This is a genomic window from Pseudoduganella sp. jia 9 (assembly GCF_055502615.1).
Map to the genome: position 1 here is coordinate 24,051 of NZ_JBUPWE010000017.1, position 21,501 is coordinate 45,551.

Consider the following 21,501-nt stretch of genomic DNA (forward strand, 5'->3'; position numbering starts at 1 on the left):
CGACGATCAAATGGTGAACCGGTGACGGTCGGGAGTCGCGCATCTCGCAACACGGAGATCGACGGTCCGCAGTTTCCCGTATCCGCAAGCCCGTCAATCCCGCAGAGGTAGCTGGCGGTGCCAGGGCATATTGGATAGCCTGACAGGAATGCCACACCCAAGCAGGCAATCAAGGCGGCATCAGGCTGAAGGCTTCGCCGGTCAGGCCGCGTAGGCCGCCAAGGTCAATCGTTCAACGCTGCCTCAAGGAGCCCAGCCGTGTCCCTACCCGCCATTCACCGCGTCGTCACCGGCCACGATGCCGACGGCAAGGCCATCGTCTCGATCGATGGGCCGCTGCCGGCAATCGTCGAATTGCAGGCCATCCCCGGGCTGATCTTCCACGAGGTCTGGGAAACCCATGGCATGCCGGCTCCTGTCGACAATGGCGCCGATCCGTCCACCGGCCCGACGATGCACGGGCCGCCGAAGAACGGCACGCGCATCCGCTTCGTCGACCTGCCGCCCGATGCCGACTTCCTCGGCGAAACGGACCGGCAGATGAAAGCGCTGTTCGAGGAGGTCAACAACGTCGTGGGCCTGACCACAAGGGCCGACTCGCCGCATCCGATGATGCACCGCACCGAGGCGGTGGACTACGGCATCGTCATCGAAGGCGAACTGACGCTGGTGCTCGACGATTCGGAGGTGCCGCTCAAACCTGGCAGCGTGGTGATACAGCGCGGCACCAATCACGCATGGGCAAACCGCTCCGGGAAGACCTGCCGCATGCTGTTCATCCAGATCGATGGCCAGTACGAACCGGCGATAGCGGCGGCACTCGCTCGCCGATGAGTGCCGCGGCAACGATCAGGTCGCGCGTTGCAAACCCTTCGGTGAAGGCATGAAACACGGCCGACAGCATCTCGCGCGCTTCGTCGGCCTTTGCCCTGGCCCGCCACAGCGTGGCAAGATCGATCGCCGCACGCAGCCGCCATGACAGCGCGCCGGTTCCTTCGGCGTGCGCCATCGCCCTGGCGAGCAGGTCTTCCGCCTCCTCCCCCCTGCCCTGGATCACCGCGATGCCGGCCTGGACGCGCAACACCTCCGGAATGCACCAGTGCTCGTTCCGCGCATGGGCGATGTCCAGCGCCGTGCGGATCGTCGCGCCGGCTTCGTCCGCGCGCCCGCCATGGGCCAGCGCCTCGGCCAGCACGCTCAGGTACCAGGGCATGCGGGCCAGGTGGTTGATGTTGCGGAACTCGCCGATGGCGCGTTGCAGCGCGCTGACGGCTTCGGGCGAGGAGCCGCCGCGTGCATAGGCCAGTGCCGCGCCGTAGAAGGTGGCGACCGGCCGACGGGCCATGAGGCCGTGCCGCGCGACGCTCTCCTCGAGCATGGCGACATAACGCTCGCACTCGTCGTAGTCCCCGCTCCAGTAGAAGATCGGGCAGGCGTACGAGAGAATATTGTTCAGCGAGAGGTGATGCCTCGTCTGCCGCGCGTTGTCGACCGCGATGGCTGCCGTGCGCATTGCCGTGTCGGGGGAGCCGGTCAGCCATTGCACCTGTGTCAGCACGCTTCGCACGAGCACGATGGGATCGGACAGGTACCGCACCGCATACGAGCCGAAATAGCGCAGGTCGCGCTGCTCCAGGCGCTCCAGGCGCCGCCGTGAACCGTGCAGGCGGCCGAGGAACAGTTCCGCGATGCCCATGTGTACGTCGCCCTCCGGCAGGGCGGAGGGATCTTCCGCGGCGGCGACAGTGGCGAAATTTTCCAGCGTGCGCACGCCGGCATCGTGCTCGCCGGTGAAAAGCTCGTAGATCCCGATCATCATCAGGCAGCGCAGGCGATGGTCGGTGTCGCCGGTGCGGATGGCGATTTCCAGTGCCCGTTGCAGCGCCGCCATGGCCTGCTGCCGGAGCCCCCGCGTGAACATGGTGGAGCAGCCGAGCCACAGCGCGAGCTTCATCTCGAACGCGGTTCCCGACAGCTCCGCGGCATCGAGCTGGTCGACCGCATGCGATACATGCAGGTGGCATTCTTCCGTCAGCGAGAAATGGTTCCACAGCAGAAGCCCCGCCACCGTCAGGCGGACGGCGAGCGGCGCATCCGGGGCGTCCCTGCCGGTCCAGGCCAGCGCTGCGCGCAGGTCGCCAAGCACGCGCCGGTAGGCGGTTTCCCATTCGTCAGCGGGACGCTGCGCCCACTCGCGGGCGGCCCGTTCGAGCGTCGCATACACATGCCCGGCGTGGCGCTGCCGGACGGCGTGCTCGTTGCCGCCGGCGCGCAGCTTGTCCTGGCAGTAGGTATGGGTGGTTTCCTGCAGCCGATAGGCGATGCCGTCGGAATCGAGATCGGCCACGAGCAGCGACTTCGCGGCGAGCTGCGCCAGCCTGTCGGCCGCCTCGGCGGGCCCGATGCCGGCAACGACGGCAGCGCCATCGATATCGAAAACACCGGCGAACACGGAAACGGCGCACAGCAGGGCTGCCTCGTCTTCGGTGAGCAGGCTGTAGCTCCAGGCAAGCGTGGCCGCCAGCGTGCGATGGCGTTCCGGACCGGAGCGACGGCCGACCAGCAGGCGGAACCGGTCGTCGAGCTGTTTCAGGAGCCCGCCGGTACCGAATGCATCGATGCGCGTCGCGGCCAGCTCGATGGCGAGCGCGATGCCGTCGAGCCGGCGGCAGATTTCCGCCACGGCCGGCGCTTCGGCGTCGCGCAGGGTGAACGAGTCCAGGCGGTCCGTGGCGCGGTCGACGAAGAGCTGGATCGCGGGGAACATCAGGGCTTCGTCGGCGCTCAGGTGCTCCGACGAAGGCGGCGTGCCCAGCCCCGGCAGCCGCCGCACCCGCTCCCCGCTCAGCTGGAGCGGTTCGCGACTGGTGACGAGGATCTTGACCTTGGCGGCCTCCGCCAGTATCCGGCCCGCGCAGGCAGCGGCCACCTCGATGACGTGCTCGCAGCTGTCGAGCACGAGCAGCATCTCGCGCTCGCGCAGGGACTTGCACAGCATGTCCAGCATGCCGGCCGCATTTCCGGCAATGCCTAGCGCGGCCGCGATGGCGCCGGGGATCAGGTTCGGATCCTTTGTCAGCGCCAGGTCGACCAGCCAGACGCCGTCGCGGAAGGCGCCGATGGCGTGTTCGGCCACCGCCAGCGCGACGGTCGTCTTGCCGATGCCGCCGGAACCGACGACGGTGACCAGGCGCGCTATCTCGAAATCGCGGCGGATCGCATCGATGGCATCGGCCCGCCCGATCACGCGCGTGGTCCCGGTGGGCAGGTTATGCCGGCGCGTGGTCGCCGCCGCGGGTGCCCAGGCGATATCGGACGAAACAGACAAAACGCCAGAGGTCACGGGCGCGATCAGCTTGTAGCCGCGACCGGTCACCGTGGCGATATACCGGGCGTCATCCGGGCCGCCGTCGCCCAACGCGCGCCGCAGGGCGGCGATGTTGACCTTCAGGTTGCCCTCGTCGACGACCGTGGAGGGCCAGACGCGCGCCATCAGCTCGCGTTTGCTCATGAGTTCGCCCGGACGTTCGGCCAGCGCGGTGAGGATGTCCAGCGCCCGGCCGCCGATGCGCACGGGAACATCGCCACGCAACAGCAGCTGGCGCCGGGGAATCAGCACGAACGATCCGAAAGCAAAGGACCGCGCCCCCGCTTCGTCCGTCATGCGCGCTCCATCGAAAGGTTCATTTTTCCCTGATACATACGGTCAAAAAAACAGTATATCCAAGGAAAAACCGGCCGCCATATCTTATTAATTTCATAATGAAACAATATCGGGCATCTGGCGTGAATGGCGCTTAACCGCATTTAACGCGGATTGACTGAAGGCTGAAGTTATCCCGCGATACATTGGTAAAGAAGCGTCAGCCGCGGTTTTCACGCTGGCGCCAACTATTCGCCTGGAGGCCGTAATGAAACCGCTTTACCACTTCTCCCATGACGATTGCGCGGAACTGGACGAGGGCCCCGTCGTCCAGCCGGTGCCGGTCACGCGCCACAGGACGCTGATCATCGACGGCGTCGAGGTGTTCTTTCGCGAAGCCGGCCCCGCCGGCGCGCCCGCACTGCTGCTGCTGCACGGGTTTCCGACGTCGTCGCACATGTTCCGCAATCTCATTCCCCTGCTGGCCGACAGTTACCACGTCATCGCGCCGGATTATCCCGGCTTCGGCCATAGCGGCGCACCCGACCGGTCCCGGTTCGACTACACGTTCGAACACCTTGCCGATATCATCGACAGGCTCACCGTGTCGCTGGGAGTCGCGAAATACAGCATGTACGTCATGGATTACGGCGCCCCGATCGGTTACCGGCTCGCACTCAGGCATCCCGAACGTATCCAGGCGCTGATCGTCCAGAACGGCAATGCCTACGACGAGGGACTGGAGACCCCGCTCTGGGACCCGCTCAAGGCCTACTGGGCGGACGGCTCGCCGGCGAACCGGGAGGCGCTGGCGGGACTCGTTTCCCGCGAAATGACGGAATTCCAGTACACCAACGGCATGAGTGACATGGCACGCGTCAGCCCCGACACCTGGCTGATCGACCAGGCATTGCTCGACCGGCCCGGCAATCGCGAGATCCAGCTCGACCTGTTCTTCGACTACCGCAGCAACGTGGCGCTATACCCTGATTTCCAGGCGTTCTTCCGGCGCCGCAAGCCGCCCACCTTGATCCTATGGGGCAAGCACGATATCGTGTTCCCGGAAGCGGGCGCCCGCCCTTACCTGCGCGACCTTCCCAGGGCCGAAATGCACATCCTCGACACCGGGCACTATGCGCTGGAAGACAAGTTTGCCGTGATGGTGCCGCTGATCCGCGATTTCCTGGACCGCAAGCTGGCGGATCGGCAGCGGCCGGCGGCTTGAGGCGGCATTGGCTGCCTTGTCTTGCCTGGCGACGAACTGCGTTCCCTGCATCACCAGGCGATCGAACCACCCGCGCCCCGGAGCAGCACGCCCAGCACGCATGCCATCGCCGCCAGCAGCGTCCATACCCTGCCTGCCCGCATCGGCGAGAAAGCCAGCACGAACAACACCGCATGCACGGCGAAACCCAGCATGGTGCCGATCACCACGCCGTCGGCCAGCGTGAGAGCGAACCAGCGCGGCAGCGCGAAGGCGAGCCAGGCGCCCAGCAGCGATGCCACGGCATAGCCGCCCAGCGTGCCCGCCACCAGCCGTGACACCACCATCCTGCGATACCGCGCATCCACCACCAGCTTCGATCTGCCGCTCATGCCTTGCGCCCTTTCCTGCCCGCCGCCTTACGGGCGGCAAACGCCAGCAGCGCGCCAAAGCCAAGCGATGTCAGCTCCACGCTGGCGCTTTGCCAGTCGGCGCGGGCCAGGTAGGCCAGCAGGTGCTGGCCGGTGGTGAAATAGTTCAGCACCGGCAGTGCGGCGCACAGCAGCGCGCCGAGTGCCCACTGCTCCACCCATGCCGCCGTGCGCGGCCGCAGTGACGCGTGCACCAGGGTGGCCAGCCACACCAGCAGGAAGACGCGGATCTCCCAGGCTGGACGCGCGGCCAGCTCCGCCGGCAGCAGGCGATTGCCGTAGAAATACGCGATGCAGGCCACCGCGCAGCCGCTGATGGCGGCGATGTTGATGGCCTCGATGCAGCGATAGACCAGCGGCGTCGCGCGGCCGAATTCGGCAAGGCTTTTCTGGCGCCGCTTGACCAGGTAGAGCACGGTGCCGGTCGCCATCAGCGCGGTGCCCATCAGGCCGCTGACGAAGTACAGCCAGCGCATGGTCCAGCCGCCAAAGCGCGCGTAGTGCAGGTGTTCCACCACGCGATGCGTGGCGCTACCGGCCGACTCCTCGACCGGATCGGCCTTGCGCAGCGCGAGGACGGTTCCGTTCACGCCATCGAGCACGACGAAGCCCGGCTGGTTGAGTATCCGCGGGCTGTCGCCGTCATCCGGCGCCCGGCCCACCACCCGCACCGCCATGCTGCTGTCGCCGGGGCGCTCGATCAGCAGCATGGCCGCGTCGCCGCCGATCAGGCGGCTGGCCCGTTCCAGGAGTGGCGCCATGCGCGGCAATGGCGCCGGCTCGCCGGCAAGCTTGCGGCGCGGTGCCTCCGGTTCGCTCGCCAGTGCGGCGGCCAGGCGCTCGTAGGCCGCGTCGCCGGTGCCGAACGCCGCCTGCATCGGCACCGGCATGTAGCTGGTATAGAAGATCCACAAGCCGGTCAGCGTGATCATGAACAGGAACGGCAGCGCCAGCACGCCGGCGGCGTTGTGCGCATCGAGCCAGGAACGCTGGCCCTTGTTGGGCCGGAACGTGAAGAAGTCGCTGAAGATGCGCTTGTGGACGATGACGCCGGAAATCAGCGCCACGAGCATGCCCATCGCGGCGACGCCGACGATCCAGAAGCCGGTGATGCCGGCCTGCAGCGAATAATGGAAGGACATGAAATGCCGCCCGCCTTCCGTGTCGCGCACCCATTCTGGCGGCAGTACTGCGCCGCTGGCCGGATCGAACGCGCGCTGCTGCGCGCCATCCTTGCCGCGCCACGCCAGCCGCAATGCTTCGCCGGGACGCGCCGGCAGCTCGATGCGCCAGAAACGCGCGCCCGGCGCGGCGCCGGCCAGGTAGTCGAGCGCCGCCTGCGCGGACGCGCCGTCGGCCACGGGATGCGAGGCCGCCGGCAATGGCTGCGGCGCCTGCATCCAGCGCGTGATCGGTTCGCGGAACACGCTCAGCGTACCGGTCAGGAAGATCGCGCACAGCAGCCAACCGGTGACCAGGCCGCACCAGGTATGCAGCCACCCCATTGCCGGGCGCCATCCCTGCCTCATGCGCACCGCCCGTGCCGCACCGGCGGCGCGCTCACAGCGACGTGCGCAACATCAGGCTGACGCTGCGTGGTTCGCCGTAATAATTGCCGCGCGAGAGGGTGCCGAGCATCGAATAGTAGCTGCGGTCGAACACGTTGTTGACGTTAAGCTGGGCGCTCCATTTGCCGTTGATGCGGTACGAGGCATTGAGGTCGCAGATCGCGCGCCCGCCTTCGCCCATCGTCACGGCCGGATTGTCCTCGGCCGGGAAGGCGTAGCCGCTCTGTGCCGACACGCCGGCGCCGACCTGCCATGCTGCGAGCCGGCCGGGCAGGCGATAAGACGTCGACGCCTTGAACAGGTGGTGCGGCGTCTCGGAACTGATGCTCTTGCCCGCGTCGTCGCGGCTGCTCACATAAGTGTAGCCGGCCATCAGCTGCCAGCCCGGCGCTACCTCGCCGCTGGCTTCGAACTCCACGCCCTTGCTGCGCAAGGTGCTGCCGTTGCGGTAGCAGTCGATGGTGCCGATGGCGCCCGGGCACATGCCCAGGTTGGCCGTATCGAGCACGGCGAGGTTGTCCTTGCGGATCCTGAACACGGCTGCCGACAGGTTGAGCCGGCCGCCGTACAGTTCGCCCTTCACGCCGGCCTCGTAGTTGGCGCCGACCGCGGGTTTCAATGGTGCGCCATTGGCGCTCAGGTAGGCGCTTTGCACCTGGAATGTGTCGGCGTAGCTGGCGTACGCCGACCATTGCCCGCTCAGGTCGTACACCAGGCCCGCGTACGGCGTGAATTCATGATCCTGGCTGTAATCGGCAAGCCTTGCCCCGGTCAGCCGGTTGTCCTGCCGATAGTCCTGCCAGCTCACGCGGCCGCCCAGCAGTACGTGCAGGGGCTCGGCCAGCTCCAGCCGCGCGCTGGCATAGGCGCCGTAGCGATCGTCGGTGGTCTTGGAATTGGTGCTCCATGCCGGCCGTGCAGGCTCGGGCAGGGCCTGGTGGTTGACGTTGAAGATATCGACCGCCGCGCTGCCGGCGACATTGGCTTCGTAGCCGTATTGCCGCAGATTGCTCCAGTTCGCGCCCACCATCGCCTGGTGCGTGCCGCCCCATGCCTGGAAGCTGCCCGCCAGGCTGGCATCGATGCCGCTGGTCTCCACATCGAGCTGCTTGAAGAACCGGGTGTAGAGACTGGCGCCGCGCAGCGTGACGGGATCGACGGCCCCGCGGGTGATGCCGATTTTCTGCTCGTAGCCACCGTTGTTGTAGTTGGCCGCGATCCTGGCCTTCCAGTCGCCGCCGAAGCGGTGTTCGAGTTCGGCGAACACGTTGTTGGCCATGGCTTCATGCCGGTTCCAGTCCTGCGCCATCGACGTGGAGCGCGGCACGTCGAGCGCGCGGCCATCGCTGTAGCGCGGCAGGCCGAACACGGTATAGCCGTCGATGGTGTTCTCCTGCCGGCGCGCGCCCACCATCAGGGTGGTATCGCGCCCCAGGTCCGCTTCCAGCACGGCATACAGCAGCGGCATGCGCACATGGGTAACGTCCTGGAACGCATGCCGGTCCTGGTAGGCGGCCACCACCCTGCCGCGCAGCGTGCCCTGCTCGTTGAGCGCACCGCCGGCATCGACCTCCGCGCGATAGTTGTCCCATGAGCCGGCGCTCAGGTTGATGTCGGCATGCGATTCCCTGCGGGGCCGCTTGCGCACCAGGTTCACCGCGCCGCTGGGATCGCCGGCGCCGACGATCAGCCCCGCCGCGCCGCGCAGCACTTCGACCCGGTCGTAGATCGCCATGTCCATCGGCATGGCCCCCGTGGCGTCCACCACGGTGCCGGCCACACCGTCGACCAGGTAAGTACTCATGGCAAACCCCCTCACCACGAAGGTATGCGAGCCGAAGTTGCGCTGCGACCTGGTGGTGCCGGTGGCCTGGGCGATCACGTCGTCGAGCGAGACCAGATTCTTGTCGTCCATGAACTGGCGCGTGATCACGGAAACCGATTGGGGCGTCTCGCGCAGGCTTTGTTCCATCTTGCCGATGGTGGTCCTGCGGCCGCCATAGGAACCGGTGCCTTCGGTGCTTGCTTCCTGGCCCTGCGCCACCACGTGGACCATCGGCATGGCGGCGGCGCTATCTTCTTCCACGGACGGCGAGGCGGACGATGTGGCAGACGGCCCGCCCGCCGCGATCACATAGCCGCCATTGCCCTGGCGCGACGCCACCAGGCCGCTGCCCTTGAGCAGGACCGCCAGACCCGATGCCGGCGTGTGCACGCCGCTGACGCCGGGACTGTGCAGATTGCCGGTGGCCTGGCTCGCGAACGACAGCATGACGCCCGCCTCGCGGCCGAAGCGGTTCAGCGTGGCGGCCATGGGGCCGGCCGGGATCGAAAAATTGCGCACGGTATCGGTGGCATTGCCGGCGACATTCCTGGCTTCCTGCGCCGCGGCCGGCGCAGCCAGCGTGACAAGAGGCGCGGCTGCCGCGAGCCCGAGAAAGGCCCGGCCGATGGCGCAGGCGAGCACGCCGTACCGGGCGCGCTGGAACGATGGCTGTGGTGGGTGATGCATGGTGATGGGGTTCCTGATGGAGAAAGTGGCTCTTGTCTCCATTGCCCCGTGAGTGCCCCGGAACAGCTCAACTGCCCGGATTTTTTTTCAGCTCGACCGTCACCCAGTAGCGCGTCGTGCGGCGGATCGCGACCGGCAGCGTGGCCTCCAGCATGTCGAGCACCTTGTCGGTATCGGCCAGCGGGTAGGTGCCGCTGACGGTGATGCGGGCGGCGGACGGCGCACAGCGCAGCCGCCCGGGGCGATACGGCGCCAGCGCCGCCAGGAAATCCGCCAATGGCATGTCGTGCGCCACGAGCATGCCGTCGATCCACGCGGTAGCATCGTCGCCGACCGGCCGCGCCGCGCCGATCGCCTGCCGGGTAAAGCCGGCCTGTTTGCCGGCATCGAGCCGCAGCACGGCGCCGCCTTGCGCGGGGCGCAGTTCCACCGCCCCGCCGAACACCGCCACCTCGCTGCGGCCATCGCGCTGCGTCACCTGGTACCACGTGCCGAGCGCGCGTGCGTTGCCCTCGGCGGTATCGACCGAGAACGGCCGGCTGCCGGCGCCACCGGCGGCGAGCGGATCGGGGGCGGTGCGCACCAGGATCTCGCCGCGCACCAGCCGTATCCGGCGCTCGCCGGGGCCGTAGCGGATATCGACGGCACTGTCGGCATTCATCTGCACGGTGCTGCCGTCGGCCAGCGCCAGCACCTTGCGCTCGCCCACGCCGGTGCGGTGATCGGCCGACCACTCGCGCCATGGGGTCTGTTCGCGCGCCAGCCATGCGGCACCGCCCACCCCGGCCAGCGCGCCCAGCGCCTTGAGCGCCTTGCGGCGGGCCGGCACCGGGGTTTGCCTCCGCTCGCCGTTCAGCGTTGCATGGGCGATGGCCGAAGGCAGCCCTTGCAGCTTGCCGGCGAACGCTTCGATGCGGGCCCAGGCCTGCGCATGGTCGGGGTGCGCGTCGTGCCAGTGCCGCCAGCGGGTGCGCGTGCCGTCGTCCGCGTCGTCGGCCTGCAGCGCCACGAGCCACTCCACCGCCTGTGCGCGCACCTCGGGCGGAATCGGCCCGGACGGGGGCGGCGCCGCCATCTCAGTCGGCAAAACAGCAGTGCAGCATAGCCTTGGCGATGTAGCGCTTGACCGTGGCCAGCGACACGCCGAGCCGCTCCGCGATATCGCCCTGCGCCATGCCATCGAGCTGCGACAGCAGGAACGCCGCGCGCACCGGCGCCGGCAGGCTGTCAAGCAGGGTATCGATCTCCACCAGCGTTTCCAGCATGATGGCGCGCGATTCGGGCGATATCGCATGCTGTTCCGGCCACGCCGCCAATGCCTGTTCATACGCCCGCTCGACATCGCGCCGGCGGTACAGGTTGGCCACCATGCCCTGGGCGATGGTGGTCAGCATGGCGCGCGGCTCGCGCATCACGAGTTCGCGCGCCAGCACGCGCACGAAGGCATCGTGCGCGATGTCGCTGGCATCCGCCGCGTTGCCCAGCTTCTTGCGCAGCCAGGATTCCAGCCAGCCGTGGTGATCGTGGTAGATGGCGGCAAGCTGTTGGGAGAAAGGATGGACAGCCAGCATGCTAGATGAAAGTAAATGAGCGCGAATGCGAGTTAATGAGAACCATTCTCAATGGTAGCGTAACTTGCAGGCTGGGGGCAAGGAAGGCGCGAAATAGACAGATCGCACCGCACGCCGTACACTTTCCCCCTTGCCATCGCAGCCAAGCCGTTCCAGCGCGAACGCGCCCTCCGGCTGCCACGCGAACATCTGGCAAGCCTGTCTCGACCACAACTATTCGCCTGCCTCCGGCCCGCGCGGCCGCAAGTCCAGGCCCTGGCTGGAAGACCATCCTGGTGCCGCGCGGCGCGACGAACGCCGCCTGGCTACCGCTGTCCCAACGAAAAGAAGGGAGATGAGACCATGGCTTATGATCCAGAACGCGCGCTGAAGCTTCTCCGAACCGGCTCCGGTAACGCCGATGCGGTTTTCCGCGATGGCCAGGAAGATGCCATCCGATACATCGTCGAGGGCAAGGGCCGCTTGCTGGTCGTGCAGAAGACCGGCTGGGGCAAGAGCTTCGTCTACTTCATCGCCACTAAATTGCTGCGCGAAGCGGGCCTCGGCCCTGCGCTCCTGATCTCGCCGCTGCTGGCACTGATGCGCAACCAGATCGCCGCGGCGGAGAGGATGGGCGTGCGCGCCGCCACGATCAACTCCGACAACACCGAAGAGTGGACCAACGTCGAGGACAGGCTCGCCAAGGGCGAAACCGACATCCTGCTGATCTCGCCCGAGCGGCTGGCAAACGAGCGCTTCCGCACACAGGTGCTGGCCGGCATGGCCGAACAGATCTCCCTGCTGGTCATCGACGAAGCACATTGCATTTCCGATTGGGGCCATGACTTCCGCCCGCACTACCGGCTGCTCGAACGCATCGTCAAGACGCTGCCACGCAACCTGAGGCTCCTTGCCACCACGGCGACGGCGAACAACCGGGTGATGGATGACCTGGTTGCGGTACTGGGGCCAGGGCTGGAGGTGTCGCGCGGCGATCTCAATCGCACCTCGCTTTCCTTGCAGGCCATCCGGCTTCCCACCCAGGCGGAACGGCTTGCCTGGCTGGCGGAACGACTGGCCGCGCTGCAGGGCCACGGCATCATCTACACCTTGACGGTGCGCGATGCCAATCGCGTGGCCGACTGGTTGAAGTCCCGGCGCTTCAACGTGCAAGCCTATACCGGCGAAACGGGCGACCAGCGGGAACGGCTGGAACAGGCGCTGCTCGATAACCAGGTGAAGGCCCTGGTGGCCACGACGGCCCTGGGCATGGGCTATGACAAGCCCGACATGGCATTTGTCATCCACTACCAGATGCCCGGTTCAGTGGTCGCGTATTACCAGCAGGTGGGCCGCGCCGGCCGCGCGCTGGATTCCGCCTATGGCGTGCTGCTCAGCGGCCTGGAAGAAGCCGACATCACCGACTGGTTCATCCGCAGCGCGTTCCCCACCCGGCAGGAAGTCGCGGAAGTGCTGGGCGCACTCGAAGCGGAAGCCAATGGCTTGTCCGTCCCGGAACTGCTGACCCGTGTGAACCTGAGCAAAGGGCGCGTCGACAAGACGATTGCCCTGCTTTCCCTGGAAGCCCCGGCTCCCATCGCGAAACTGGGCACCAAGTGGCAACTCACCGCGGCAAATCTGGGCGAGGGTTTCTGGGAACGGGCGGAACGGCTCACGGCGCTGCGGCAGGACGAACACCGGCAGATGCAGCACTACGCCAGCCTTCCGTTCGGCGAGCACATGGGCTTCCTGATCGAAGCGCTCGACGGCGATCCGCGCGCCGCCACGGCCCCTGCCCTGCCGCCCCTGCCGGTGACGGTTGATGCAGGGCTGGTCAATGCCGCCATCGCGTTCCTTCGCCGCACCAGCTTGCCGATTGCGCCCCGCAGGAAATGGCCCGATGGCGGAATGCCGCAGTACGGCACGAAGGGCGTGATCGCCGCCGCCCATCAGGCCGAGCCCGGAAAAGCCCTCTGTATCTGGGGCGATGCCGGCTGGGGTGGCATGGTACGGCAGGGAAAATACCGCGACAGTCATTTTTCGGACGAACTTGTCGCCGCTTGCGTCACAATGCTACAAGAATGGAAGCCGCATCCGGCTCCGGCCTGGGTGACCTGCGTTCCTTCGCTGCGGCATCCGGACCTGGTACCTGACTTCGCGCGCCGCCTGGCTGCCGCGGCAGGCCTGCCATTCCACATGACGATTGAAAAAACCGACTCACGACCCGAACAAAAGACCATGGCCAACAACGCCCAGCAAGCGCGCAATATCGATGGTTCGCTCGAATTGAACGGCCAGCCTATTCCTGACGGCCCTGTGCTGTTAGTCGACGACATGGTCGATTCACGCTGGACGCTGGCGGTGTCCGCATGGCTGCTTCGCCAAGGCGGCAGCGGTCCTGTCTGGCCACTGGCCCTCTCTCAAACAGGCCACGAAGAATGACCCCAGTGCTTTCCCCGAATACCCAGGCAATCCTGCTGCTGACGGCGCCGTTGCTTGCCGGGCGTGGTGCCGCGCCGTCCGGACTGCTGACACCCGGCGAATACAAACGGCTGGCGCGCCATCTACGCGAGATCCAGTGCCAACCTGCCGATCTGATTTCTGAAAACCCGGCCGAAGTGCTGCAGGCGTGCCGTTCGGTCATCGAAGAAAACCGCTTGCAACAACTTCTGGGGCGGGGCTTCCTGCTGAGCCAGGTCATCGAGCGATGGCAGGCGCGCGCCATCTGGGTGGTCAGCCGGGCCGACGCCGAGTATCCCCGCCGTCTGAAGGCGCGCCTGCGCGAGGATGCGCCCCCGGTCCTGTATGGCTGCGGCGACATGAGCCTGCTGGACAACGGCGGGCTTGCCGTCGTGGGCTCGCGCAATGTCGATGACAGCCTCATCGACTACACCACGGCGGTCGGCCAGCTCACCGCCCTGGCTGGGAGAATGCTGATCTCCGGCGGCGCGAAGGGTATCGACCAGGCCGCCATGCATGGCGCGCTGGCGGGCGGCGGCCAGGTCTGCGGCGTGCTGGCGGATAGCCTGGAGAAGACGGCCATGAACCGCGAGCACCGCAATCTGCTGCTCGATGGCCACCTGGTCCTGCTCTCGCCCTACGACCCGAATGCCGGCTTCCATGTTGGCCATGCGATGCAGCGCAACAAGCTGATCTACGCATTGGGCGATGCCGCGCTGGTCGTGAATACCGATCTCGATAAAGGCGGAACCTGGGCGGGCGCTGTCGAGCAGATCGACAAACTCCAGTTCGTTCCAGTGTACGTTCGCTCCACGGGCGAACCCTCCACCGGCCTGGATGCGCTGCAGGCCAAAGGCGCCCTCCCCTGGCCGAACCCGCAGGACACGGCATCGTTCGAGGAAATCCTGAACCTGGCGTGGACGCCGGTAGCTGTGGCCCAGCCTGGCCTCCCCCTGTCGCCGAACGCGCAGCCGCCGGATGATTCGCTGCTGCCTCCCGAAGCCGATCCGGCTGCATCGGCACCAGGGGAGAGCGTTCCACCTCGCCCCGAAAGCAGTCCGCTGGCGCCCGCGGCCACTGCCCGCGTGGATGACGCATCCCCGGCGGACCTGGAAGACCTGCCCGCGGGCACACGAAACGCCACGGTGGCGGCAAGCGAGGCCGAGGATTCCCTGCAGCCAGGCCTGACACCGGCCGAGGTGATTTTCGCGGCCGTGCGCAAGGCGGTCCGCCAGCAACTGCATACGCCGATGAAAGATGCTGAAGTCGCCGAGGCGCTCGACGTTTCGCCCACGCAGGCCAAGGCATGGCTGCAACGCCTTGTCGACGAGGGCGTGATCGAAAAACGGAAGAAGCCAGCGGGGTATGTCGTCAGGCAGTCGACGCTGTTCGAGTGAGCAATGGGTATGAAAACCGGTACGGATTGATTGGCGAAGGCTTGATGACGCCGTCATTGTGGCCCCTGCCGTGTTTGGTTGCGATGCACGGCGCTGGGCTTTTTACGTTGCTGCTGCGCCGCGTATTACCAGTAGCCGGACGGCGCAATCTGCATCACCTTTCAGATTGCGCCGTCATCATGCCGATCTTAAAAGCCCCTGGCGGGCTTCATTCAACAGCTCCCACCTGGATGTGGTTGACCCGTCCTTAAATCAAACCCGAGGAAGCACATGTACCCGTCACTTGGCATGTAGGAGCACCATATCTCGCCCTTGCTTCTCATCCGCTCGCCATTCTCGGCACTGCAACTTACGCCTTTCACATCTGGACCAATCGTTTCAAAGATTTGCCTGGCAGCTTGTCCGCGGATGGCAATCGCCAGCTTTTTATCAGAATTTGTCGGCGGCCTTCTGTCTCCCACCTCGCCCGAGTAAATAAGATAGCTTGCAGACGTCAAAGGCCGGTTGGCACCAGTCCACTTGCTCGTTTCTTCCGCATTTACAGAAGCCGACAAAAATAAAGCCATGACAAGCAATGTCTTCATTCAAGCTCCTGATGTGATGGCGACGTGGAAATGATCGTCATGTTTGACCCAGGATTTCACGCCAGGAATTCTGGTATCGTTGAAGAGAATTTTCTTGACGAATGGGTGGGAGAAAAATATCCCGATGAGCCTCGCGGTTGCCTCTGCATCGTACTCGGAGAGCTTCCATGTAACAGGAAGGTGAAGACCATCTTTCCTCACCGGCCTGATATCGACCTGTAGCCCGTTCACATGAGAACGATGCTCCTCCGCTCTTTTCTCGCCGTTATAAAGACTAATGTTTCCGATCCCGAACTTTCGCCTTTCCGCAGCGGCCCATTCCCGTTCAACCCAATAAAGAACAGTCATCATGGAAGGGTGGGCATACTGATAGGCTCCTTGGGCAGGCGTACCATAAATATAGTAGCCTGCCTCCTCGGGAGCTTGGGGCAGCATGAAGTAGTCCCGCGGGTCTTTTGGCTGTACAGGCACTCCTTTAGTCATGACGGCACCTCATGCACACTTGTTACAAGCTAAATCCCAACCGCCAGACGTATTGCCTGAAGCGGCTCCAGCAATTTTTTGCTGGGTGTATTTCCACTTCACTTTGGAAAATCGAAGCCCGATGGACTCAAGCAGGATACTGCCTTCATGTATGACTTGGTCAATATTCGCAATAAGGACATTTTCCAGCTCGACTTCGTAGTATTTGATGGGTTTTCCGTCTCCATCGGCACGCATGAATTCGAGCTTCGCTCTTGGGATCGTCTTACCCATTGAGCAGTGCTGCATGAGGATAGGAGAAGCCAGGTCAGCAAGCTTGGTTAGAGCAATGGTCTTGTGCTCGCATCGTTCGGCAGTATGTCCTCCACCTGTCGAAGCCGTTGCGCTCTTGGGTTGTTTGACGCCCATTGAAGCTGAACTAACTTCAATCCAGCCTTGATGTCCCGAGTCTTGCGACTCGCCTTTGATACCATCAATTTGCAGGTAAACATCGATCGCCATGTCAGTGCTCCTGTTGTGAGAAGTGTCACAGTTTCACATGGAGATCGATTGTGGCCGTTGGTATATATCAACTGGTTAAATCAGAGCGTCCTTGAATGACTGCACAGGCAATGAACAGATGGGCGCTGCTCAACGAAGAGTTGAATCAGTTTTAGATCGCTGGCAAGCGGAAACCTGTATTAACTTTCAATTGCCATTCGCACCGCGACCTGCCAATGCGATATTCGCGGCCGTGCGCAAGGCGGTCCGGAAGGAATTGCATTTGCCGATGAAGGATGCCGAACTCGCCGAGGCGCTCGACGTTTCGCCCACGCAGGCCAAGGCATGGCTGCAACGTCTCGTCGACGAGGGCGTGATCGAAAACCGCAAGAAGCCGGCGGGGTATGTTGTCAGGCAGTCGACGCTGTTCGAGTGAGGGGGCATCCCCTGCCCCGCGCACGATATGAGGCGTAGTCCGACACGACCATATCGACACTAAAATTACTGATAGATTGTACATATCCGTCGTTCAACCCCTCCTCTACCGGTGCCTTTCCATGAAAACGTTTCATTGCGACAAATGCTCGCAGCAGGTCTTTTTCGAAAACACCTTGTGCTTCAACTGCGACAGCACGCTCGGCTACCAGCCCGCGACCCGCAGCATCAACAGCTTCGAGGAAACCGAAGACGGCCACTGGCGCAGCCTGAACCGTGTCGACGAAGGCAAGCTGTATAAAAAATGCGGCAACTATGTCGAGCACAACGTCTGCAACTGGATGCTGCCGGCGGACGATCCCCACGAGCTGTGCGCATCTTGCCAGCTGACCGTCGTGATTCCGGCGCTGTCGTCGGAAAAAAACCACGTGTTGTGGGCCCGCCTCGAAACGGCCAAGCGCCGCCTGCTGTTTTCGCTGGCCACGCTGAACCTGACGCCCGCCTCGAAGGAAGAGGAACCGGAAACCGGCCTGGCCTTCCAGTTCCTGGAAGACGGCGTCACCGACCAGTGCGTGATGACCGGCCACGCCAACGGCCTGATCACGCTGAACATCGCCGAAGCCGATCCGGCCGAACGCGAACGCACGCGCGAGCAGATGCACGAACGCTACCGCACGCTGCTCGGGCATTTCCGCCACGAGAGCGGCCATTATTACTTTGACCGTCTGGTCGTCGACAGCGAGTTCATCGACGGCTTCCGCGCCCTGTTCGGCGACGAGCGCCAGGATTACGGCGAGAGCCTGAAACGCCACTATGCCGAAGGGCCGGTGGAGGACTGGGAATCGCGTTTCGTCAGCAGCTACGCCAGTTCGCACCCGTGGGAAGACTGGGCGGAAACCTGGGCCCACTACCTGCACATGATGGACACGCTGGAAACCGCGCACGCGTGCGGCCTGTCGCTGACGCCATCGAAACCGCTCGAACCGTCGCTGGACATCACCGCGCCACCCACCAAGGTCGCCTCGTTCGGCGACACGCTGAACGACTGGTTCGCGCTGACCTACGTGCTCAACAGTCTGAACCGCAGCATCGGCATGCCGGACTCGTATCCGTTCAAGCTCAGCACGCCGGTGCTGGAAAAGCTGGAATTCGTGCACAAGGTAGTGCGCGCCCAGCGTCCGCGCACTTCACGGCGAGCCATGTAGCAGTTCGACGGAAACTTCCATTTCATTGCGCACCAGCGGCGGCCCGAACCGGCTGAAGATCGCCACGTTGGCGGCGTCGTGGCCGCGGGCGATCGTCACACGGCCGCCGCGCGGGCCATCCTGCGTCGGATCGAAGGTATACCAGCGCCCGCCCACGTAAGCCTCGAACCACGCATGCAGGTCCATCGGTTCCAGCCCGTGCAGGTAGCCGGCGACGATGCGCGCCGGAATGCACAGGCTGCGGCACAGGGCGATGCCCAGGTGCGCCAAGTCGCGGCAGACTCCCTCGCGCCGCTCGTTGACGTCGGTCGCCGCCATGTGGCTGTACGACGATGCCGGATTGAAGCGCACCTCGCTGCGGATCCATTCGGTGATGCGGGCCACTTGGTCGTACCCCGGCGCGACGCCGGCAACGATTTCGGTGGCCATCTCGGCAAACAGCTCGGATTCGCAATAGCGGCTGGGCAGCAGGTACGTCAGCACCTCGTCGGGCAGGTGCTGCACTTCGTCGAACGGCGCGCCCGGCGCGACATCGATCGTGGCGGCCGTCATCACGTCGGCCGAGGTGTAGATCGAGAAGGCGCCGGGCGGCGCCACCAGGCGCTGGCACAGGTTGCCATAGGCATCGGTAAATTCCATCGCCGGCACGCCGGGCGCCAGGTTATAGCTTTGATGCGTCACCCATTGCAGCGCGTCGCTGCGCGGGCGCAGCATCAGGATGAACGGTGTCGGCTCGGCGACGATGAAACTCAGGTTGCAACGGGTGCGCAACAACATGGCAGGCTCGCTTTCAGCTATCGACATAAGCGCACCAATATAGCGCGAGAGTTGTAATTATTGCCACTCTGGTGCGGCGTGTCATTTGCTGGTGCATAAGTGTGACACCGGCAGGGCAAGCGCGACACCTTACGCATGGTCTTCCGTCTCCGCCGGCACCAGGAAATCGCTGCCGATACCGTTGCCGATCTGTTCGATCGCAGCCAGGAACGCCGTCAGGAAATCATGCAGGCCTTCTTCCAGGATGTCGTCGATCACGGCAAGACGTACCTTGGCGTGCAGCTTGCCGGCCAGGCGCTCGGTCTCCTGCGACACGTCGTTGCTGATTTCCTGCAGGTTGGCCACCACGGCGGCCAGGCAGGCCACCAGCGAGCGCGGCATCTTCTCTTCGAGGATCAGCAGCGCGGCCACGCGCGACGGCGTGATGGCATCGCGGTAGACCTTGCGGTACGTCTCGAACGCCGACACGGAGCGCAGCAGCGCCGCCAGGTAATAGAACTCGCCCTGCGGCCCCGCCTTGATCGCATCGGAATCGAGGAAGCGGAATTTCACGTCGAGGATGCGCGCCGTGTTGTCGGCCCGCTCCAGGAAGGTGCCGAGGCGGATGAAGTTGAATGCACCGTCCTGGAACATGGTGCCCAGCGTGACACCGCGCGACAGGTGCGAGCGGTGCTTCACCCACTCCAGGAACTGGCCGGGCTGGTGCTCGAACATCCGGCTCCGCAGGTGCTGCTGCAGCTCGATCCAGGTGGTGTTCTCGGTCTCCCACACTTCAGTGGTGAGGGTGCCGCGCACGGCCCGGGCATTCTCGCGCGCCGCCGTCAGGCAGCTGGCGATCGACGAAGGATTGTCCGGATCGCGCACCATGAAGTCGATGACTTCCTTCTGCGTCAGCGCGCCGTACTTGGCGTCGAACTGGCTTTCCAGTTCCGACACGCCCAGCATGGTGCGCCAGCCCTGCTGCACGGCCAGCGGCGATTGCGGCATCAGCGAGTACTGCACGCGCACGTCGAGCATGCGGGCGGTGTTCTCGGCCCGTTCGGTGTAGCGGGCCATCCAGAACAAATGATCTGCGGTGCGGCTCAGCATGTCAGTTCTCCAGTATCCAGGTGTCCTTGGTGCCGCCGCCCTGCGACGAATTCACCACCAGCGAGCCTTCCTGCAGCGCCACGCGGGTGAGCCCGCCCGGCACCATCGTCACCGTCTTGCCCGACAGGACAAACGGCCGCAGGTCGATATGGCGCGGCGCGACGCCCGACTCCACGTACGTCGGGCAGGCCGACAGCGCCAGCGTGGGCTGGGCGATGTAGCCCGCCGGGTTGGCCAGCAGCCGCTCGCGGAACGCCTCGACCTGGGCGCCCGTCGACGCCGGGCCGACCAGCATGCCGTAGCCGCCGGCGCCGTGCACTTCCTTCACCACCAGCTCGGGCAGGTGCGCCAGCGTGTAGGCCAGGTCTTCCTTCTTCCTGCACTGGTAAGTAGGAACGTTATTGAGGATCGGTTTTTCGCCCAGATAAAACTCGATCATGTCGGGCACGTAGGGGTAGATCGACTTGTCGTCGGCCACTCCGGTGCCGATCGCGTTGGCCAGGCCCACCCGGCCGGCGCGCACCGCTTCCATCAGGCCGGGCACGCCCAGCGTGGACTCTTCCCGGAACGCGCGCGGATCGAGATAGTCGTCGTCGATGCGGCGGTAGATGACGTCGACCCGCCGCGCGCCGCGCGTGGTGCGCATCCACACGGTTTCGTCCTTGACGAACAGGTCCTGCCCCTGCACCAGCGACACGCCCATCTGCTGGGCCAGGAACGCATGCTCGAAATAGGCCGAGTTGTGCATGCCGGGCGTCAGCACGACCACGGTCGGATCGGCGCTGCCCAGCGGCGCCACGGTGCGCAGGTTATCGAGCAGCAGGTCGGGATAATGGTCGACCGGCGCCACCCGGTTGCTGGCGAACAGCGCCGGGAACAGCCGCATCATCATCTTGCGGTTTTCCAGCATGTAGGAGACGCCGGACGGCACCCTCAAATTGTCTTCCAGCACATAGAACTCGCCCTCCCCGGCCCGCACGATATCGACGCCGGCAATGTGCGCATAGATATCGGCAGGCACGTCGACGCCCTGCATGGCCGGGCGGTACTGTGCATTGTTAAGGATCTGCTCGCGCGGGATGATGCCCGCCTGGAGGATTTCCTGGCCATGATAGATGTCGTGCAGGAAGCGGTTCAGCGCGGTGACCCGCTGCACCAGGCCGGCCTGCAGCTTGGCCCACTCGGCGGCGTGGATCACGCGCGGGATGATATCGAACGGAATCAGGCGCTCCTTGCCGGCGGTGTCGCCATACACGGCAAACGTGATGCCCACGCGCTGGAAGATCAACTCGGCTTCGGTGCGCTTCTGGTCGATCTGGCCGGGTGGCTGCAACGCCAGCCAGTCCGCGAACGCCTGGTAGTGCGGGCGCACGGTTGCCTCGGTGGAATACATTTCATCGTAAAAGTTCGGCATCGATTCCTCCTCGTAGCAAGAGTGCTAACAAGAAACGTGCCAGGGGTAAGACGTCCATGTAATGACAGCGGTCGAGCCGCAGGGGTCTGTCCCCGGTAAGTGTTGGCCTGCGTGCTTGCCAGCGGCTTTTTGAGGGAACTGACCCCGGTGTTGTTCGCATGTCGAGTGCGCTGGCAAAAACTGGGGTCAGTCCCCTCAAAACGCCAACTACCGGGCTGGCGGCCAACACTTACCGGGGACAGACCCCTGAGACTCCACCGCTAACGCGC

18 protein-coding genes are annotated in these 21,501 nt (G+C 64.9%); 6 read left to right on the forward strand and 12 right to left on the reverse strand.

Features of this window, described 5'->3' with window-relative positions; all coding sequences use genetic code 11:
- The first annotated feature begins 258 nt into the window (after positions 1-258).
- Complete coding sequence (locus tag ACY34H_RS22335; protein WP_464979667.1) at positions 259-834, forward strand: cupin domain-containing protein; 576 nt, start codon at positions 259-261, stop codon at positions 832-834.
- Here the strand turns inward: ACY34H_RS22335 and ACY34H_RS22340 are convergent.
- Positions 776-3,664, reverse strand: a complete 2,889-nt coding sequence (locus tag ACY34H_RS22340; RefSeq protein ID WP_464979668.1) for an ATP-binding protein — start codon at positions 3,662-3,664, stop codon at positions 776-778. The genes ACY34H_RS22335 and ACY34H_RS22340 overlap by 59 nt on opposite strands.
- 247 nt (positions 3,665-3,911) lie before the next feature.
- Here ACY34H_RS22340 and ACY34H_RS22345 point away from each other — a divergent pair, with 247 nt between their 5' ends.
- Positions 3,912-4,868, forward strand: coding sequence for an alpha/beta fold hydrolase (locus tag ACY34H_RS22345; protein WP_464979669.1), 957 nt, complete (start codon positions 3,912-3,914; stop codon positions 4,866-4,868).
- Positions 4,869-4,918: 50 nt separating this feature from the next.
- Here the strand turns inward: ACY34H_RS22345 and ACY34H_RS22350 are convergent, their stop codons facing one another.
- The 5 genes from ACY34H_RS22350 to ACY34H_RS22370 all read right to left on the reverse strand — a co-directional run bounded on the left by ACY34H_RS22350 (position 4,919) and on the right by ACY34H_RS22370 (position 10,929).
- Positions 4,919-5,239, reverse strand: a complete 321-nt coding sequence (locus ACY34H_RS22350) for an iron transporter (protein ID WP_464979670.1) — start codon at positions 5,237-5,239, stop codon at positions 4,919-4,921.
- On the reverse strand, positions 5,236-6,807 hold the full coding sequence (locus ACY34H_RS22355; RefSeq protein ID WP_464979671.1) for a PepSY-associated TM helix domain-containing protein: 1,572 nt from the start codon (positions 6,805-6,807) through the stop codon (positions 5,236-5,238). Before ACY34H_RS22355 ends, ACY34H_RS22350 begins: the two co-directional genes overlap by 4 nt.
- 31 nt (positions 6,808-6,838) lie before the next feature.
- Positions 6,839-9,358, reverse strand: coding sequence for a TonB-dependent siderophore receptor (locus ACY34H_RS22360; protein WP_464979672.1), 2,520 nt, complete (start codon positions 9,356-9,358; stop codon positions 6,839-6,841).
- 67 nt (positions 9,359-9,425) lie between these two features.
- A complete protein-coding gene (locus ACY34H_RS22365; RefSeq protein WP_464979673.1) occupies positions 9,426-10,433 on the reverse strand; it encodes a FecR domain-containing protein in 1,008 nt (335 codons plus the stop codon).
- A 1-nt stretch (position 10,434) separates the two neighbouring features.
- Positions 10,435-10,929 carry a sigma-70 family RNA polymerase sigma factor gene (locus ACY34H_RS22370; RefSeq protein WP_464979674.1) on the reverse strand — a complete coding sequence of 165 codons (495 nt, stop codon included), beginning with the start codon at positions 10,927-10,929 and terminating at the stop codon, positions 10,435-10,437.
- A gap of 342 nt (positions 10,930-11,271) precedes the next feature.
- On the opposite strand from ACY34H_RS22370, the gene ACY34H_RS22375 reads away from it, so the two are divergent.
- A complete protein-coding gene (locus ACY34H_RS22375; protein ID WP_464979675.1) occupies positions 11,272-13,350 on the forward strand; it encodes a RecQ family ATP-dependent DNA helicase in 2,079 nt (692 codons plus the stop codon).
- The gene (locus ACY34H_RS22380; RefSeq protein ID WP_464979676.1) at positions 13,347-14,765 is read left to right on the forward strand and encodes a DNA-processing protein DprA; all 1,419 of its coding nucleotides are present in this window, start codon (positions 13,347-13,349) and stop codon (positions 14,763-14,765) included. The genes ACY34H_RS22375 and ACY34H_RS22380 overlap by 4 nt, the downstream gene beginning before the upstream one ends.
- Positions 14,766-14,977: 212 nt before the next feature.
- On the opposite strand, the gene ACY34H_RS22385 is transcribed toward ACY34H_RS22380, so the two are convergent.
- Genes ACY34H_RS22385 through ACY34H_RS22395 form a run of 3 tightly spaced genes read right to left on the reverse strand, consistent with a single transcriptional unit; the run spans position 14,978 to position 16,333 of the window.
- Positions 14,978-15,349 carry a hypothetical protein gene (locus tag ACY34H_RS22385; RefSeq protein WP_464979677.1) on the reverse strand — a complete coding sequence of 124 codons (372 nt, stop codon included), beginning with the start codon at positions 15,347-15,349 and terminating at the stop codon, positions 14,978-14,980.
- Positions 15,350-15,832 (reverse strand): hypothetical protein, encoded by a 483-nt coding sequence (locus tag ACY34H_RS22390; RefSeq protein WP_464979678.1) that lies wholly within the window; start codon positions 15,830-15,832, stop codon positions 15,350-15,352.
- Positions 15,833-15,841: 9 nt separating this feature from the next.
- Positions 15,842-16,333, reverse strand: a complete 492-nt coding sequence (locus tag ACY34H_RS22395; RefSeq protein WP_464979679.1) for an Hcp family type VI secretion system effector — start codon at positions 16,331-16,333, stop codon at positions 15,842-15,844.
- Between the two features lie 118 nt (positions 16,334-16,451).
- Between ACY34H_RS22395 and ACY34H_RS22400 the strand changes: the two genes are divergently transcribed.
- Together ACY34H_RS22400 and ACY34H_RS22405 are read left to right on the forward strand one after the other, a co-directional pair.
- Positions 16,452-16,748, forward strand: a complete 297-nt coding sequence (locus tag ACY34H_RS22400) for a hypothetical protein (protein WP_464979680.1) — start codon at positions 16,452-16,454, stop codon at positions 16,746-16,748.
- Between the two features lie 121 nt (positions 16,749-16,869).
- Complete coding sequence (locus ACY34H_RS22405; RefSeq protein WP_464979681.1) at positions 16,870-17,952, forward strand: zinc-binding metallopeptidase family protein; 1,083 nt, start codon at positions 16,870-16,872, stop codon at positions 17,950-17,952.
- Here the strand turns inward: ACY34H_RS22405 and ACY34H_RS22410 are convergent.
- From ACY34H_RS22410 to ACY34H_RS22420, 3 genes are all read right to left on the reverse strand, one after another.
- Positions 17,935-18,729 carry a transglutaminase domain-containing protein gene (locus ACY34H_RS22410; RefSeq protein ID WP_464979682.1) on the reverse strand — a complete coding sequence of 265 codons (795 nt, stop codon included), beginning with the start codon at positions 18,727-18,729 and terminating at the stop codon, positions 17,935-17,937. The two genes, ACY34H_RS22405 and ACY34H_RS22410, sit on opposite strands and share 18 nt — an antisense overlap.
- Before the next feature lie 129 nt (positions 18,730-18,858).
- Positions 18,859-19,818 (reverse strand): alpha-E domain-containing protein, encoded by a 960-nt coding sequence (locus ACY34H_RS22415; protein ID WP_464979683.1) that lies wholly within the window; start codon positions 19,816-19,818, stop codon positions 18,859-18,861.
- Between the two features lies 1 nt (position 19,819).
- Positions 19,820-21,232: a circularly permuted type 2 ATP-grasp protein gene (locus ACY34H_RS22420; protein ID WP_464979684.1), complete on the reverse strand. Its 1,413-nt coding sequence runs from the start codon at positions 21,230-21,232 to the stop codon at positions 19,820-19,822.
- Positions 21,233-21,501: the final 269 nt, after the last annotated feature.

Bases quoted from the DNA above. Each gene is read 5' to 3' on its own strand.
- ACY34H_RS22340 (WP_464979668.1), bottom strand. From the start codon at position 3,664: ATGACGGACGAAGCGGGGGCGCGGTCCTTTGCTTTCGGATCGTTCGTG.
- ACY34H_RS22345 (WP_464979669.1), top strand. From the start codon at position 3,912: ATGAAACCGCTTTACCACTTCTCCCATGACGATTGCGCGGAACTGGAC.
- ACY34H_RS22350 (WP_464979670.1), bottom strand. From the start codon at position 5,239: ATGAGCGGCAGATCGAAGCTGGTGGTGGATGCGCGGTATCGCAGGATG.
- ACY34H_RS22355 (WP_464979671.1), bottom strand. From the start codon at position 6,807: ATGAGGCAGGGATGGCGCCCGGCAATGGGGTGGCTGCATACCTGGTGC.
- ACY34H_RS22360 (WP_464979672.1), bottom strand. From the start codon at position 9,358: ATGCATCACCCACCACAGCCATCGTTCCAGCGCGCCCGGTACGGCGTG.
- ACY34H_RS22365 (WP_464979673.1), bottom strand. From the start codon at position 10,433: ATGGCGGCGCCGCCCCCGTCCGGGCCGATTCCGCCCGAGGTGCGCGCA.
- ACY34H_RS22370 (WP_464979674.1), bottom strand. From the start codon at position 10,929: ATGCTGGCTGTCCATCCTTTCTCCCAACAGCTTGCCGCCATCTACCAC.
- ACY34H_RS22375 (WP_464979675.1), top strand. From the start codon at position 11,272: ATGGCTTATGATCCAGAACGCGCGCTGAAGCTTCTCCGAACCGGCTCC.
- ACY34H_RS22380 (WP_464979676.1), top strand. From the start codon at position 13,347: ATGACCCCAGTGCTTTCCCCGAATACCCAGGCAATCCTGCTGCTGACG.
- ACY34H_RS22385 (WP_464979677.1), bottom strand. From the start codon at position 15,349: ATGAAGACATTGCTTGTCATGGCTTTATTTTTGTCGGCTTCTGTAAAT.
- ACY34H_RS22390 (WP_464979678.1), bottom strand. From the start codon at position 15,832: ATGACTAAAGGAGTGCCTGTACAGCCAAAAGACCCGCGGGACTACTTC.
- ACY34H_RS22395 (WP_464979679.1), bottom strand. From the start codon at position 16,333: ATGGCGATCGATGTTTACCTGCAAATTGATGGTATCAAAGGCGAGTCG.
- ACY34H_RS22400 (WP_464979680.1), top strand. From the start codon at position 16,452: ATGGGCGCTGCTCAACGAAGAGTTGAATCAGTTTTAGATCGCTGGCAA.
- ACY34H_RS22405 (WP_464979681.1), top strand. From the start codon at position 16,870: ATGAAAACGTTTCATTGCGACAAATGCTCGCAGCAGGTCTTTTTCGAA.
- ACY34H_RS22410 (WP_464979682.1), bottom strand. From the start codon at position 18,729: ATGTTGTTGCGCACCCGTTGCAACCTGAGTTTCATCGTCGCCGAGCCG.
- ACY34H_RS22415 (WP_464979683.1), bottom strand. From the start codon at position 19,818: ATGCTGAGCCGCACCGCAGATCATTTGTTCTGGATGGCCCGCTACACC.
- ACY34H_RS22420 (WP_464979684.1), bottom strand. From the start codon at position 21,232: ATGCCGAACTTTTACGATGAAATGTATTCCACCGAGGCAACCGTGCGC.